15 protein-coding genes and 1 pseudogene are annotated in these 15334 nt (G+C 59.7%); 10 read left to right on the top strand and 6 right to left on the bottom strand.

Annotated features, from left to right (window positions below):
* Positions 1–34 precede the first annotated feature (34 nt).
* Together FXN63_RS12640 and FXN63_RS26905 are read left to right on the top strand one after the other, a co-directional pair.
* On the top strand, positions 35–1168 hold the full coding sequence (locus FXN63_RS12640; RefSeq protein WP_148815324.1) for an alpha/beta hydrolase: 1134 nt from the start codon (positions 35–37) through the stop codon (positions 1166–1168).
* A 141-nt stretch (positions 1169–1309) separates the two neighbouring features.
* Positions 1310–1645 (top strand): hypothetical protein, encoded by a 336-nt coding sequence (locus FXN63_RS26905; protein ID WP_222864047.1) that lies wholly within the window; start codon positions 1310–1312, stop codon positions 1643–1645.
* 81 nt (positions 1646–1726) lie between these two features.
* Here FXN63_RS26905 and FXN63_RS26705 read toward each other — a convergent pair whose 3' ends face one another.
* Both FXN63_RS26705 and FXN63_RS12630 read right to left on the bottom strand, forming a co-directional pair.
* Positions 1727–2323, bottom strand: coding sequence for a hypothetical protein (locus FXN63_RS26705; RefSeq protein ID WP_187395266.1), 597 nt, complete (start codon positions 2321–2323; stop codon positions 1727–1729).
* 210 nt (positions 2324–2533) lie between these two features.
* On the bottom strand, positions 2534–3433 hold the full coding sequence (locus tag FXN63_RS12630; RefSeq protein ID WP_148815322.1) for a LysR family transcriptional regulator: 900 nt from the start codon (positions 3431–3433) through the stop codon (positions 2534–2536).
* A 184-nt stretch (positions 3434–3617) separates the two neighbouring features.
* Here FXN63_RS12630 and FXN63_RS12625 point away from each other — a divergent pair, with 184 nt between their 5' ends.
* From FXN63_RS12625 to FXN63_RS12615, 3 genes are all read left to right on the top strand, one after another.
* A complete protein-coding gene (locus FXN63_RS12625) occupies positions 3618–4427 on the top strand; it encodes a dioxygenase family protein (RefSeq protein WP_148815320.1) in 810 nt (269 codons plus the stop codon).
* 116 nt (positions 4428–4543) lie between these two features.
* The gene (locus tag FXN63_RS12620) at positions 4544–5227 is read left to right on the top strand and encodes an alpha/beta hydrolase (RefSeq protein ID WP_148815318.1); all 684 of its coding nucleotides are present in this window, start codon (positions 4544–4546) and stop codon (positions 5225–5227) included.
* A gap of 191 nt (positions 5228–5418) precedes the next feature.
* Positions 5419–6132 carry a dihydrofolate reductase family protein gene (locus FXN63_RS12615; protein ID WP_148815316.1) on the top strand — a complete coding sequence of 238 codons (714 nt, stop codon included), beginning with the start codon at positions 5419–5421 and terminating at the stop codon, positions 6130–6132.
* Positions 6133–6142: 10 nt separating this feature from the next.
* On the opposite strand, the gene FXN63_RS12610 is transcribed toward FXN63_RS12615, so the two are convergent.
* Both FXN63_RS12610 and FXN63_RS12605 read right to left on the bottom strand, forming a co-directional pair.
* Complete coding sequence (locus FXN63_RS12610) at positions 6143–7315, bottom strand: MFS transporter (RefSeq protein WP_148815314.1); 1173 nt, start codon at positions 7313–7315, stop codon at positions 6143–6145.
* Positions 7316–7416: 101 nt separating this feature from the next.
* Positions 7417–8007: pseudogene (locus FXN63_RS12605) on the bottom strand (N-acetyltransferase family protein); the annotation flags it as partial.
* 95 nt (positions 8008–8102) lie between these two features.
* Here FXN63_RS12605 and FXN63_RS12600 point away from each other — a divergent pair.
* Together FXN63_RS12600 and FXN63_RS12595 are read left to right on the top strand one after the other, a co-directional pair.
* The gene (locus FXN63_RS12600; RefSeq protein ID WP_148815311.1) at positions 8103–8999 is read left to right on the top strand and encodes a LysR family transcriptional regulator; all 897 of its coding nucleotides are present in this window, start codon (positions 8103–8105) and stop codon (positions 8997–8999) included.
* A gap of 194 nt (positions 9000–9193) precedes the next feature.
* A complete protein-coding gene (locus FXN63_RS12595) occupies positions 9194–11197 on the top strand; it encodes a S9 family peptidase (protein ID WP_148815309.1) in 2004 nt (667 codons plus the stop codon).
* A 146-nt stretch (positions 11198–11343) separates the two neighbouring features.
* On the opposite strand, the gene FXN63_RS12590 is transcribed toward FXN63_RS12595, so the two are convergent.
* Positions 11344–11553, bottom strand: coding sequence for a hypothetical protein (locus FXN63_RS12590; RefSeq protein ID WP_148815307.1), 210 nt, complete (start codon positions 11551–11553; stop codon positions 11344–11346).
* A 310-nt stretch (positions 11554–11863) separates the two neighbouring features.
* Between FXN63_RS12590 and FXN63_RS12585 the strand changes: the two genes are divergently transcribed.
* From FXN63_RS12585 to FXN63_RS12575, 3 genes are all read left to right on the top strand, one after another.
* Entirely contained in the window at positions 11864–12631 is a 768-nt protein-coding gene (locus tag FXN63_RS12585) for a hypothetical protein (protein WP_222864046.1), read from the top strand.
* A 153-nt stretch (positions 12632–12784) separates the two neighbouring features.
* Positions 12785–13390, top strand: a complete 606-nt coding sequence (gene thpR / locus FXN63_RS12580) for an RNA 2',3'-cyclic phosphodiesterase (RefSeq protein ID WP_187395188.1) — start codon at positions 12785–12787, stop codon at positions 13388–13390.
* Positions 13387–14043, top strand: a complete 657-nt coding sequence (locus FXN63_RS12575; protein ID WP_148815301.1) for an EF-Tu/IF-2/RF-3 family GTPase — start codon at positions 13387–13389, stop codon at positions 14041–14043. Before thpR ends, FXN63_RS12575 begins: the two co-directional genes overlap by 4 nt.
* 71 nt (positions 14044–14114) lie before the next feature.
* Here FXN63_RS12575 and hmpA read toward each other — a convergent pair whose 3' ends face one another.
* Positions 14115–15296 (bottom strand): NO-inducible flavohemoprotein, encoded by a 1182-nt coding sequence (gene hmpA, locus FXN63_RS12570; protein ID WP_148815299.1) that lies wholly within the window; start codon positions 15294–15296, stop codon positions 14115–14117.
* Positions 15297–15334 lie beyond the last annotated feature (38 nt).

Genomic DNA, 15334 nt, shown 5'->3' with positions numbered 1-15334 from the left:
TCGCAATCCACATAAAACCATCCAGGAGAAAAAAATGCCTTATTCCTTGTCTCGCAAAACCCTGATTCATGGCGCGATCATCGCGTGTGCAGCCATGTTCATTAATGCCGCGCCCGCAGTGGCCGCAAATACGCAAGCGACATCTGCTGCCAATGTTCTGGAACTCACCCAGCAATGGGACAAGACATTTGCCAAGAGCAATCTGGTCGATCATCAAAAGGTGACGTTTAAGAACCGTTACGGCATTACGCTTGCGGCCGATTTGTACATGCCGAAGAATCGCGGCAATCAACGCTTGGCCGCACTTGCTATCAGCGGGCCGTTCGGGGCGGTGAAAGAACAGGCTTCCGGCCTGTATGCGCAGACCATGGCAGAACGCGGTTATGTGACGCTCGCCTTCGACCCGTCTTATACCGGCGAAAGCGGTGGTGAACCGCGCAACGTCGCATCGCCCGACATCAACACCGAAGACTTCATGGCCGCCGTCGATTTCCTGGGCCTGCATGCGGCAGTGGATCGCGAGCGCATCGGCATCATCGGCATTTGTGGTTTCGGTGGCATGGGTCTGAACGCAACCGCCGTGGACAAGCGCGTAAAAGCCGTAGTTGCCGCCACGATGTATGACATGTCCCGCGTGATGGCCAAGGGCTTCGGTGACAGCCTGACGGTGGAAAATCGCACCAAGATTCTGACCAACCTGAGCCTGCAACGCTGGAAGGATGCCGAAAACGGCAAGCCGGCCCCGGGCGCGCACGACTTCTACGTCGACGCCAAAGGCAACGTGACGATTCCCACGCGAATTCTCCCCGAAACCCTGCCGGAAAATCCACACCCGATCCTGAAAGAGTTCTTTGACTACTACCGCACGCCGCGCGGCTTCCACAAGAACTCGGTGGCTTCGTCCGCTGCGTTCACCGGTACCAGCCCGATGTCGTTCATGAACATGCCGTTGCTGACCTACATCAGCGAAATTTCGCCGCGCCCGGTGCTGTTCATTGCAGGTGAAAACGCGCACTCGCGTTATTTCAGTGAAGACGCCTACAAGGCAGCGGGCGAACCCAAGGAACTCGTGATCGTCAAGAATGCGAACCACGTTGACCTGTATGACCAGATGGACAAGATCCCGTTCGACAAGATCACTGAATTCTTCAACAAGAATCTGAAGTAAGACGGCGGCAGGCACTCAGCTATATCCAGGAGAGTGCCTGGCCAAGATAGCTCCTCCTGGTTACGGGACATCTTGCTGAACTGCAGATGTCCCGTTTTTTTGCTGGGCGATTTTGTGTCGGGTGAGGCAAGAAAAGGTGACGTGCTGTTCAACAGCGCATCACCTTTTCCGCTTATGCCGCCGGCAGCTTCAACATGCGTCGCAAGGTGGCTTCATCAGTATCGGCCTCATCAATCGGCGTCCCATCTTCGAAGACACGCGAATTTTGAGGAATATCTCGTTCCGGTGAACGCAGATGTGCCTGATATTCAGGTGATTTCTGTGGGTATCCCGGACATGCAAGCCAGTACCTTGGGCAACAAGGGCATTGGTGAAATCGGCGTCGTGGGCGTGGCTCCCGCCATTGGAAATACGGGAGCCACGCAACGGGAAAGCGAATTCGAAGCCTGCCGAGCACACTGGGAAAAACTGGTTTGAAAAGCTGGTGTTGCAGTGGCGTAGCTATCCACTGCAACAATTTTCCTGCCTGTCACCACTCACAGAATCAATCAACTGACATTATTTATCCACTACAAACTTCCACGTATCGCCTTCCAGCGAATACAGCAACTCAGCCTTCACATCAGGCTTTCCCGGGATTTCCAATGTTGAATCGCATTCGAGATAACCCGTTTTACGTCCGATTCCGCAATGCCCAACCGACTTCACTTTCATGTTCGTGCGAAGTTCTTGAATCTGCTTGTCATTGGCGGTTTCGGGTTTGTCGATAACCAACTGCTCTGCCCATGCACGCATGGCCGTAATCGCCTCGGCAGGTGTCGGTGGCGGGAACACCGCGTCTTTACGTTCGACGCCTACCCAGGTGTTGCCGTCCACGCGCAAGGGCAAGACCCGATAGGCATCACTGCTGCCGGTGCTCATGCCAACCAAGCAGACAACTTCTGTTTTGACTTCCGGCGACGGCTTGCAGCCTACGACCTTGGAAATTTTGATGGCGAAGGGCATTGGCATCGACGATGACGACTTGGCCTGCGTAGCTGCAATGCCCTTGTCGACGGCTGCTTGAATCTGCGCCTGGGTAGGCATGTCGGCTGCGTGAACGACAGAGGCGGCAAACAGCGTTGTAGCAAGCAAGGGGAAAATAATGGCGCGCATGAATGGATGGCAATAATTAAGAAGGCGGCGAGCTTAACATTTTCATCCGGTTAAAATTCTTAACATGCAACATCAAAAGTTTCAGAGCCATTAATAAATAATTAATAACTCATCAATACTTGCAAGGAGCTACGCATCAAAACCTGATCACAACAAGCTGGCCCAAGGCTCATCTTGCGAAAGAAGCCCGATGTGCTGCCACGCTGCGCGTTATGTCATCCACACCGGACGCTGCAATGCGTCCGCCAGAAAGTCGATCAACCTCCGCACCTTCAACGCCAGCTGCTTTCGCGTCGGATACACCGCATAAATCCCCAATTCAATCGACTTGTATTCGGGCATCAATTCCACCAACCTCCCCGCCCGCACATCCTCAGCCACCAGAAAACTCGGCTGCAAAATAATCCCCTGTCCACTCAATGCCGCTGCCAGACAAGTGTCCCCATTGTTGGCATACAGCCTTGCGTGCGTCCGGACAGACACCTCGCCCTCTGGCCCCGTAAACGTCCATTCATCCCGTGTCGCCCAATACGAATACGCGATCACCTGATGCAAGGCCAAGTCTTTCGGATGCGACGGGGTACCTACACGTGCAAGGTAATCGGGCGACGCGCACAGCATCATCCGTGTGGACGCGAGCTTCCGGCTGACCAAGGTGCTGTTCGGCAAGACCGCGATCCGAATTGCCAAGTCGAAGCCTTCATCCACCAAGTCCACCACTCGGTCGCTTAGCGTCACTTCAAGCGATACACGTGGGTTTGCGTCCATGAACCCGCCCCACAGCGGGGCCAGGTGCAACACCCCGAAAGTATGCGGGGCGTTCACACGCACAACGCCGCTGGCCTCTATCGAGCGCGATCGAATCTCGGTTTCCGCCTCGTCCACCAACGCCAAGGCTTCTTTGCTCCGCGCGTAGAACGACTGCCCTTCATCGGTAAGCGACAGCCGCCGTGTGGTCCGTTGCAACAGTCGCACACCAAGTCGGTTTTCCAGGTCACTGACATGACGCGACACGGCTGCTTTGCTCATGCCCATCGGATCGGCGGCACCGATGAAGCTGCCGGCATCGACGACGGCGATGAAGGTCTTCATTTCCATGAAGCGGTCCATGAGCTTGTCCAAAAAAGGTGGTTGATGGCGAATCCCTGATTGTCCCGATTATCGACACTATTAGTCTTTGGCGATACGGTTTATCTGCACGGAATGGATCAATACACTGTTCTCACTGGCTTCCAACGCACTGCGCGAAGCTTCCGGGCTGCGGCTTCCGCTGCGGCCGTGCCAAGAGATCATCATGTCCACTACGCTGCCTGTCATCTTCGTTTCCCACGGCGCGCCGACGTTTGCGCTGGAACCCGGTCGCACCGGCCCGCTGTTGAATGCCGTCGGCAAACGCCTGCCTGCTGTGAAGGCGATTCTGATGGTGTCGGCGCATTGGGAGACCGATGGCGAAGTTCGGGTGTCGACAGCCGTTCAGCCCGAGACCATTCATGATTTCGGTGGTTTTCCGCGTGCCCTGTACGAGCTGAGCTATCCCGCCAAGGGTCATCCGGCTTTGGCCAAACGCACTGCCGATGTTTTGGAAGCTGCTGGTTTCCCGGTTCGTCCGGACCCGGCTCGCGGTCTGGATCACGGGGCCTGGGTGCCGTTGATGCACATGCTGCCGAAGGCTGATGTGCCGGTGTTCCAGGTGTCCTTGCCGCATCAGTTGGACGCCGCCGGCTGTGTGGCCTTGGGTCGTGCGTTGGCCCCGCTGCGCGACGAAGGGGTGCTGATCATGGGCTCGGGCAGCATGACGCACAACCTGTACGAGTTCCGTCGCCATGATGATGGCAAGGAGCCCTATGTGCTGGAGTTCAGCCGCTGGGTGCATCAGGCTGTCGTGGCCGGCGATCTGGACAGTCTGATTGCGTACCGCAAGCTTGCCCCGCACGCGGCCCGCGCTCATCCCAGCGAAGATCACTTCCTGCCGCTGCTGGTGGCCTTGGGTGCCACGGTGCCGGCTGATCCGGTGGAGTTCCTGGACGGTGGCATTACCTACGGCGTGTTGGCCATGGATGCGTTTGTGATCGGCGAGTTGGCCAAAGAGCCAGTCGCGGCTTGATCTACCGGGCGGCTTGAACAGGCTGCCCCTCCCCTGTTTTGATGTCCCCTGCGCGCCATCGTGCACAGGGTGACGCACGCCTTGATGCGTGTGTTTTCACTTTTCGCGAGACCGATATGAGTTCCCAAGCAGCCCCCGCCGTCAGTGCCCTGATTGAAGACAGCCACTCTGGCCTGAAGTATCGCGTTCGTGCCGCCGAGGGCGATGCGCCTGTTGCGCGGCTGTTGCTGTTGCACGGCGTGGGGGGCAATGAAACCAATCTGATCGCGCTGGGTGCGCTGGTTGACCCGCGTGTCGAAATTCTGTTCGTGCAAGGTCCGCTCACCCTGGGGCCGCAGCAGTTTGCGTGGTTCCAGGTGCAGTTCGGCCCGCAAGGTCCGTCGATCAATGCGCCGCAGGCTGATCAGAGTCGTGAGTTATTGATTCGATTGATTCGTGGCTTGGCTACAAGTATGCCCCCTGTGATCGCTGGCTTCAGCCAAGGCGGGATTTTGAGCGCCAGCGTGGGCCTGACGGCACCCGCCGATGTAGCCGGCTTTGCGGTGCTCAGCGGCCGGATCTTGCCCGAGATCGCCGCGAAGATCGCGCCGCGCGAAGACCTTGCCAAGTTGTCGGCGTTCATCGGTCACGGAAGCTTTGATGACAAGCTGCCGGTTTCCTGGGCCGAGCGTGCAGCGGAATGGTTGACCACGCTGGGCGTGCCGCACCTGGCCAAGCACTACCCCATTGGCCACGGGCTGTCTGCCGAGATGGCGGATGACTTCTTGCAGTGGCTGGGTCAGACGGTAAAGCTTGGCTAAGTGCCAGCGCGGTGCCCCAAGTTCCTTGGAAGGCACTGCACACAAGCTGGTAACACTGAGCAGACGCATCTTTAATGAATTTTATTCATAGGTTCATATCGATTATGGCGTCTAGTCGGGGACTACGGTACTAACTATGCTGTTCCAAGTCGGGCCAAGCCTTCCGCGTCGGCCGCTTTCAAGGAACACAGATGCGCCCCAAGATTATTTGCCACATGGTCAGCTCCATCGATGGCCGCCTGCTGCCCAGCCGTTGGACACCGCCCGCCAAGGGCGTTTCCTTCGATGTGTCTGCCCAATATGAAGCCGTTGCCGCTCGCATCGACGCCAAGGGTTTCATCATCGGCCGCACTACCATGGCCGAGTTTTCAGTCGCCACCGAACGCGAGCCTACGCTGGGCCAAGCCGTCAAGCGTGATGCGCACCAGGCAGATCGCCAAGGCAAAGACCTTTCAGTAGTGATCGACCCGAAAGGCAAGCTTCACTATTCCGACAATACCGCCAGCGGCGGGCACATTCTGGCTGTGCTGTCCGAGAAGGTGTCGGATGCGTATCTGCAGGCTTTACGCACCGCAGGGGTGTCGTACTGCTTCGCGGGCGAAGACGGCGATGACCTGCACCTGGCGATGGACACGCTTGGCCAGGTCTTTGGCGCAAAAGCCATCTTGCTGGAAGGCGGCGGCCGCATCAACGGCGCGTTCCTGAAAGCCGGCTTGATCGACGAAGTCAGCCTGCTGGTGACTGCCAGCATCGATGGCCTGGCCGGTGTGCCCAGCATCTTCGACTACGCGGGCGAAGAGAACGAAAAGCCAGCTGCCGGCCAATCGCTGCGACACGTTGCCACCGAGACGCTGGAAGGCGGCACGGTGTGGATGCGTTATCAGGTAGAAAAAGCGGAAGCCTGACGCAGTTCTGTTAGGCGCGGTGGCGGAACATCCATACCAGCCACGCCGATGCACCCAGCACCACACACGCTACCGCCAAGGCCATGCCCATGGCAGCCTTTGCACCCACGTTGGTGATGATTGCCGCGTAGAGCAAGGGCGCGGTGGCGGTCAGCAGAAAGCTCGGAACCAGCAAGCGGCCAGTCAGCGCACCGTAGCGCCGATGGTCGAACAGCACCAAGGGCAAGGTCCCTTTGCTGATTGTGAACAAGCCGTTGCACGCGCCATAGCAGAACGAAAAAATCGCTGCGGCGACGGGTACGCTTGCCGCAAGCCCCGCCAGAAAACACAGCGGCAACAAACAGGCGATCAGCAGATTCAGCTTCAGCGGATCTATCCGTTGGCCGAACAGGAATTCGCCCAGTCGGGCCAGCACTTGGCCTATGCCCCACAAGGCGGCGATGCCAACGGCCAATGCCGGGTCCAAGCCCATGCCACCCAAGATGTTCAGCATGTGCGCGGCGTTGCCAGCGGCCAGAAAGCTGGTGAGCATGGCGATGACTGAGAACAAGATGGCGGCTTGTCGATACTGCGCAGGCGTGCGGGCCAGCCATGTAGGCAATGCCGCAGCCGATGCTGTGACCGTCACGCGGCGGTCTGGCGGCAACCCGCGATACAGCGGCAAGGTGGCCAGCGAGAACACGGCATAGACCAACAGCGCACCACGCCACCCCATTGCGCCCGCCAGCGCATGGCCCACCGGCCACATCACCGTCGATGCCAAACCGCCAAACAAGGTGATCTGTCCGATGGCCCGCCGCGCCTGAACGCCACCGATGCGCGCCAAGGTGGCAAACGCGGCCTCGTACAGGCACAAGCGCATGCCAATGCCCAGGAAAATCCACGCAGCGTAGTAGGTCCACGCCGACTGCGACACCGCCAACACCACGCAGCCCAGCGCGTTCAACACGGCACCCACGGGCAGAACACGTCGGCCGCCAAGCCGGTCGATCAAGCGACCCGTCCAGGGAGAGGTAGCCGCCATCACGACCAAAGCAAGTGACAGGCCAGCGTAGATGGCCGTCGTGCCCATGCCCAGGTCGTCCGCCATGGCCGGGCCGAAGTTGCCGATCAGGTAATACGAAATGCCCCAGTTGATCAGTTGCGACAGACCCAGGCAGATCACAGTCTGGCGGGAGATCATCTGGACGCGTGCGGCGTGGGGCTGTTTTCCGTGGCTTGGTCTGATGCAAGCGCTGGTTTGAACGGCACCACTTCCACATCGCTACGCGCCCCAGCCTCATGCGTTGGCAAGCTTGCATCGCCATCGCCCAAGGACCGCTGCAACAGTGCGCAATCCCGCCATTCACCAAACTTGAAACCCACTGCGCGCAAAATCCCGGTCAACTCGAAGCCGTGACGCTTGTGCAAGGCAATCGACGCTGCCCCGGCACCACCGGCTACCGCCACCATCTGCCGCCATCCTGCTTGCGCGCAACGTTCGATCAGCGCTGCCAGCAGCAGGCTGCCGATGCCCTGCCCCGTGCAACCGTCGCGCAGGTAGATCGAATCTTCGATGGTGAAACGATAGCCCGGGCGAGGTCGATATAACGAAGCGTAGGCATACCCCACCACTTCCCCGTCTCGTTCCACCACCAGGTAAGGCAGGCCAAGCGCCAGTACTTCCTCGCGGCGTTGCTGCATCTGGCGCAGGCTGGGCGGGTCGATCTCGAACGACGACGTGCCATGCAGCACGTGGTGGGCGTAGATGGCCTGGATCGCGGGCACATCAAGCGCCTCGCTGTCGCGCAGGACAAGCTTTGGCTGAACGACTTCAGGTTGAACGAGTTCGGATTGGACGGATTCGGGCTGAATAACGCCTGGAACGGAGGACATGGGATGCAAATCGAAAATCTCAGAAGACACACAGCTTGCAGGCGGCCGTCGAATTAGGGAAGCTTTGGTTTTTTATGCAATGCATAAGCTAAACCATGGATACCCGCGGCCTGAATCTGGACCACTTGCGTGCTTTTCTGGACGTGATCGAACTCGGCAGCTTTTCCGCCGCCGCCCAGAAGCACCACCTGACGCAACCCGCCATCAGCCAACAAGTGCGTCAGCTGGAACGCCGCTTTGGTGTGCGCCTGGCTGAACGCGTGGGCCGGCGCGTCAGTGCCACCGCAGCGGGTACTGAGTTGCTGATGCACATCCGCGCGATCGATGCCGCCGTGGTTCAGGCATTCGACGCTGTGGGTGCCCACGCGGCCGAGGTGCATGGGCGCTTGCGGTTGGGCACGGGCGCGACCGCCTGCACCTACTTGCTGCCGCCCTTGCTGGCGAGTTTGAAGCAACGTTTCCCAGAGTTGGAAGTCGTTGTCAGCACCGGCAATACCGGTGACATGCTGCGAGGCATCGAACACAACAGCCTGGATATCGGCCTGGTCACACTGCCCGCGCCGGGTCGCATGTTCGAGGTCACACCAATCATGGACGATGAATTCGTGGCTATCTTCCCCAGCGATGGTGCCACACCACCCAGCCGGGTGACGCCTGCGGTGCTGGCGGCACGTCCGATGGTGTTGTTCGAACCGGGTGCACTTACGCGACGCTTGGTGGATGACTGGTTCGAAGCTGCCGGTCTGCAAGCGCGCCCAACGATGGAACTGGGCAGTACCGAAGCCATGAAAGAAATCGTGGCGGCCGGCCTTGGCTGCGCAGTGCTGCCGCGCCTGGCGGTATCTGGACCAGGGGCACGCGCGGCCTTGACGGTGTGTTCGCTCAGTCCGCCCTTGCATCGCAAGCTTGCAGTGGTCATGCGGCGGGACAAACCTCTGTCGCGCGGGCTGCTTCACCTGGCATCTGCGCTGAAAGGACTTGGTCCGGTTTGACGACGATTGCTTGAACAAGGCCCGTTCGCTGAACCTCAATAGCTGTACGCCGACACCCGAATTCAGCCTCAGAACTTCGCCATCTGAACGCTTGAGTATCCGGCACGTCCCTTGCCTCTTGGTGCGATGAATCTGCTTGAAGCCCGCGACAGCACAACAAATGGTCGCAGGTTGCACTCATCCCAAAGGCATTTATGACTACGCCATTCACCCCAAGCGACATTTTCAATCATCGAACGATCTCCAGTACCAACGGCTCGCCAAGCGAAAACCTGCTTGCCTGCGCCGTCACGTCGTTGAACTCCGCCACCGATGGCGAAAACAGCGCCATCTGGGCAGTCCCCTTGGACGCCGGTGCTCCGTGGCAAATGACCCAGGGTGGGAGTATCGACAACACGCCCCAATGGTCCCCGGACGGCGAACGGCTTGCCTTTATTTCCAATCGCGCAGGTAATTACCAGCTGTTTGTGATGCCCCGGCATGGCGGCGAAGCGGTACAGCTGTCGCAGGGCAATTTCAGCCTGGTGTCTTACGAATGGAGCCCGGACGGCAGTCGAATTGCGGCGGTCTGCGCGGTAACGGTCGACCCAAGCCTGCGGGGTGCACGCCCCGACCCCAATGCGGTACCCGCCCCTGTCGATGGCCCGCAAGTCGTCTGGAAGCTGCCCTACAAGATGGATGGCGTGGGCTACATCCTGAACCGCGAGATGCGCCTGTTCATGATCGACGCAGCAAGCGGTGAAGCTACCCCGCTGACCGACGGTCCCTTCGACGTGAAAGCAGCGCGCTGGTCGCCTGATGGCAAACAGCTGGTCTATGTTCGCACTCGCGAAGGCGACATGAGTCATCGCACCGATGTGTGGGTCATGGACACCGACGGCCACCATGCCCGCCAACTGACCACGGATCATGCCCAGGTGCTGTACCCATTGTGGTCGCCAGACGGACGCTGGATCGTGTTCGCGGGCACCATTGAGGAAGGTGATGCCAAGGTGCGCCCGTGGCTGATTGAGGTGGCCAGCGGCAAGGTGCAGGCGCTGGGCGACGAGGACATCGAATTGTCTTTCGAGGCCGACAGCATGCAGTTTGTTGGCAAAGATGCGTCCAAGCTGCTGGCCGTGCTGGCGTCACGGGGCATCCAGCATGTCTGTGAAATCAGCATTCCAGATGGCCAGATCAAGGTATTGGCCGATGGCGATCGGCATTTGTCTAAGCTCTGCTGCACGCCTGACTACGTGGCTTATACGTCTGAGAACTCGGTGCTGCCGATGGAAATCCATGCATGTCGGCACGACGGCAAAGACGAACGCGCGGTCAGTCACTTCAATGACTGGTGGTGCGATCGCGCCCCGGCCACGATGGAGCGACGCCAGTTCGTGGTGCCCGACGGCGACGGCGGCACTGAAACCATCGACGGCTGGCTGATTCGTCCGGTAGGCGCGAAAGGTGCCGCACCATTATTGATGGACGCCCACGGCGGCCCGGCCAGTTATGCCTTGTTCGATTATCCGGTGATCGCTTACTGGCCGGTGCTTTGGTCACAAGGCTGGTCGATTCTGGCGCTGAATGCGGTTGGGTCGTCCAGTTACGGACGAGCATTTGCAGACCGCTTGAATCAGCGTTGGGGCGAAATAGATCTGCCCCAATACACAGCAGCCGTTGCCCAGTTGCAAGCGGAAGGCATTGCAGATGATCGCGTTTGCATTGCAGGCAAGTCCTACGGGGGCTACCTGAGCGCCTGGGCAGTGGGCAACAGCACCCTGTTCCGGGCAGCTGTTGTGATGGCCCCGGTAGCCAACATGGAAACGCACTACGGCACGTCGGACAGCGGTTATTACTCGGACAGCTACACCATGCAAGGCAATCGCGCCGAAACGCACGCACTGATCCGCAAGGTGTCACCCGTGCACTATGTCCATCAAGCAATTACGCCCACCTTGATCTTGCAAGGCACGAATGATGAGCGATGCCCGCGCAGTCAGGCAGAAGAGCTGTTCGTGACGATTCGCCGAGAGACCGACACGCCTTGTGAAATGGTGCTGTACCCGGGCGGGACGCACAAATTCACCAGCACTGGCAAACCGTCGCACCGGCAAGACACCATGTCTCGGATCGTTGAATGGGTGACGCGATGGGTGGATCAGCATTTGGTGACAGAGGCCTCCACACAGCAAAACAAGCAAGCTCCAATTAAGTAAATCAGGCGGCAATGGCAGCTTGAAATCACACTGGCCTTCAACGTAGAACGCCCCGACCATCACCAACGTGGTGATCGGGGCAAGCGGCTGAAAAATCAGGCTAGAAAATCACGATTTCTGCCGCGTTGTCATCAGTCAGTCACCGATCAGGTGTTGCGGTTCTGCTGATTTTGGTTACCGCCTTGTTCATTGCGGTTCTGCTGGTTTTGCTGTTCTTGCTGCTGTTGACGTTGGTTGCGTTGGTCTTGCTGCTGATCTTGCTGTTGATTTTGCCGGTTCGCCTGATCCTGTTGGCCTTGCTGGTTGCGTTGACCTTGCTGGTTTTGCTGGTCTTGCTGATTTTGTTGCGGGCTCATCGAATAGGTCCTTCGAAAGTGGCTGAATCACGCGATTTATCGCGCGCACAGCTTCTGTTGCATAGGGTGTGCCAAGGCAGGCCTTGGTCCGAAAATTCCGAAAACGCCCTGCACTATCGCCACTTGACCGAGGCTTTTCCACCTGCCTCATCACGGCCGCCAGTGACCGTCGAGCAGGAATCGGGATCGATTGAAAAGCTCGTCTCATGCATTTGTCTGGCCGCGGAATCAGTAAGTGCATCGTTGGTATTTGATACAGCCGTCGAACGCGGGCAGTGGTAGCGTAGCCAACCTACTCTTGCCCCATCCCATGCACCAGTCGCCGTCCACACGCCACGGGCCATACGTTCGCCTTCTGCTACTCGCTTGTCTGAGCGCGGCGTGCCTGGCAGGCCCTGCACAGGCCGAGGTTCGGCTGTCTGCCACCGCACACGAGCCGGCCCAGCGCGAAGCCCCCAATCCCAAAGCGTCAACACGAACCTTGACCTTGGGCGATGCCCGCTACGCCATTCCCGACGCCTTTTTCTACGGCCCGCTTGAGACGGCCGGCGATCGCCAGCGCGCGGTGCTGTTTTCCGCATGGTTGTCCGAAGTGTCGCCGCCGGGCACCCGCATCGTCGAGGTAGACGACCCATCGGAAGCGGCCGCGCGCCGTCTGGTGATTCTGGTCGAGTCCATGCAGGTGTATCCCGACACGGCGCGTCGCGACAACCTGCTTGCCAACTACCGCGCCTACGCCGGCGACCTGGATATCAACGGCAGTACGTCCGAAGCTGCGCGAGAACTTTCGCCCGCCTTGGGTGGCTTGCAACGGGTGGTCTTGCGTGACCCGGCCGCGATTGCGCGCGCCCGCTATCCCGACTTGTTCATTGAAGGAGACGAACGCCACCCGACGACGGTGCTGGGGTGCTCACGACCAGGCGTACGCGGGGTCAGCTACGCTGTGTGCAGCCTGCACTTCCGTGTTGAAGGCGCGGACATCAGCGTGGACATGAAGCGCGAGCACATGGCGCACTGGCGCATGGTGCGGGGCGCGGTCACCGACTGGATGGCGCGTTATCGGATACGCACGCCATGAGTTGCCTGCAGATAAGTTGCCTGCAGTTGAGTTACCTACCGCTGACTTGCCTGCAGATGAGGGGCTGGCAAGCGTGTTGGCAGGCGCGGCGACAGCTGCGCAATTGGACGTGCTGGCAGCCAGGCACCACCACTTCTGTCCATGCGGACCGCCATGTGCGTCACGCCTGACGACTCCGCAGCCATCCTGTGGCCGCGCAGTTTTCTGGCGCTGGCCCCCAACGCCGCGACCCGCGCGCACCTGGCATCCGTGCCCGCATTGCCAGGCGTCAAGCCTACTCAGGTGGAAGACCTGCACCTGACGCTGGCGTTTATCGGTGCCATTTCAGAGCCCCAACGCCATGCGCTGGCTGCCGCCCTTCCCGCGCTTGCCGAACTCGCCAGGTCGATTCCCCTGCTGGCATTTACCGGCTTCGAGGTCTGGCCGGTTCCCGACCGACCCCGTGTATGGGTGGCCGCCTACACCTTGCCTGATCCCATGCGCAAGCTTGTGGAACAGATCCAGGCCGTGCTGACGCGCGCTGGCCTGCCGGTGGACGGACGCCCGTTTCGCCCGCATATCACGCTGGCACGTTTTCCACGAACCGCGCAGGCATGCGATGTGCCGATGCGTCCAACGCGTGATCACCCCGCCCAAGTGGACGAGATCGGGCTTTACTGCCGCACCGCCACACAAGACGGCCCGCGCTACATGGCCTTGGCCCGCGTGCCACTGACCGACGCCCCTTGGCCGCCCCCGCCTTTCCAGGAGCCTGCATGAAGGACAACAACATGAGCATGACGCCCGGTAATCGGCACAGTCCCGACCTGATCGACGACGACCTGCGAATGACCATCGACGATGTATTCCACATCACAGGTCGTGGCGTGGTTGCTGTCGGCAAAATCGAATCGGGCTTTCTGGCGGTGGGTGACGAGATCGAAATCAGGCACAACGGTCTGGCCGTTGCACAGACCTTTGTCGTCGGTATAGAAATGTTCCGCAAGCTGGTTGACGAAGCCGCGGTCGGCGATCACGTGGGCCTGCTGCTCAGCGACGTAAAAATAGATCAGTTGAAGCGTGGCATGGTGGTAGGTTGGCCGGGTGCCGCATCAGCCAGTTTCAATGGCATGCCGGCCAAGCCGGTGACCGTGGACGGCGTCCCGGTTACCACCACCTTCAACACCACAGCCTCGCAGTTTTCCAGTGTCAAGGCGGATGAGACGGTGGACCGCCTGTCCAATGCGGCGGCAAGTGCTGCCGACCACAAGGATTTCACCAAGGGCGAAGAGTTTCGCGGACTTGGCTTTACCGACGACAGCACACCCGGCCATGTAGGCTCGCCTGCCAAGGCAATCAAACGCACGCTGATTGCGCTCGTGTTGGTGGCCGCAGCAGCTGCATTGGCCGCCAATATGATGGGCCTGATCTAAGCCGCTGCCAGCCCCCGCGTTGTCGACCTGTCGCCACCCCGTTTGCAGGTGGCGATATGCCTTCGCGCAGCTCAGGCCAGCGCCGACGCCGGTCCGAAGAACTCGTAGCGGCTTTGTTCGGCGGGCACACCGAGCGCCGCCAGGTGCTGCTTCATTGCCTTCATGAAGGGCTTCGGGCCGACAAAATACGCATCCACATCCGGCGAGGCCGGCAGCCAGTTGCGCAGCACGGCCTGGTCGATCAGCCCGGTTGCATGCGGTGCCTTGTCCTGTTCACGCGCCTGCTCGTAGCAGAAGTAGGTTTTCAGTTGCGGATGCTGTGCGGCTTGCGTATCCAGATACTCGCGAAATGCGTGCACACCACCGTGCCGGGCCGCATGAATGAAGTGCACCGGGCGTCCGGTTTTCAAGGCGGCGTCGAGCATGCTCAACATCGGCGTGATGCCTACGCCACCGCTAAGCAAGACCAGGGGTTTGTTGCTGGCGGCAAGCGTGAACTGGCCTGATGGCGGCATCAGTTGCACCACCGTGCCTTCATGCACGTGATCGTGCAGATGGTTCGACACCTTGCCGCCTGGCTCGCGCTTTACGCTGATGCGGTAATGCTGGCCGTTGGCCGCCGCAGACAGGGAATACTGACGACGCATTTCTTCGCCGTCCACGATGACACGCAGACCGATGTATTGGCCGGGCTGGAATTGCAGGACAGACTTGCCGTCTACCGGCTCGAAATAGAACGACGTGATCTCATCGCTTTCCGCGACCTTCTTGGTCACCACGAAATCGCGCGTGCCGCGCCAACCGCCTTCAGCTTTTGCGGTGTCGTCGTAAACCTGCTTTTCTGCGCCGATCAGAATGTCCGCCAATTGGCCGTAGGCGGCAGCCCAGGCCGCAATCACCTCGTCAGTCGCGATCTCTGCGCCCAGCACCTCGCGGATCGCGCGCAGCAGACAGTCGCCCACCATCGGATAGTGTTCGGGCAGGATCTGCAACGCCACGTGCTTGTTGACGATGGCCCCGACCAAGTCACCCAACGCTTCCAGCCGGTCGATGTTCTTGGCGTACATCAAAATGCCATTGGCCAGCGCACGCGGCTGATCACCCGAGCTTTGGTGCGCCTTGTTGAACAGCGGCACCACCTGCGGATAGTCCCGCAGCAGCATCTTGTAGAAGTGCGTGGTCAGGGTTTCGCCGCCGGTCTCCAGAATCGGTACGGTGGCTTTGACAATCGCGCGGTGAGCATCGGACAGCATGAATGACCTTTGGTAGTGAACGAAATGCAGGCAAAACG

The sequence above is a fragment of the Pigmentiphaga aceris genome (genome assembly GCF_008119665.1).
Classification (GTDB): domain Bacteria; phylum Pseudomonadota; class Gammaproteobacteria; order Burkholderiales; family Burkholderiaceae_B; genus Pigmentiphaga; species Pigmentiphaga aceris.
This window is presented reverse-complemented; position numbering and strand designations above follow the sequence as displayed.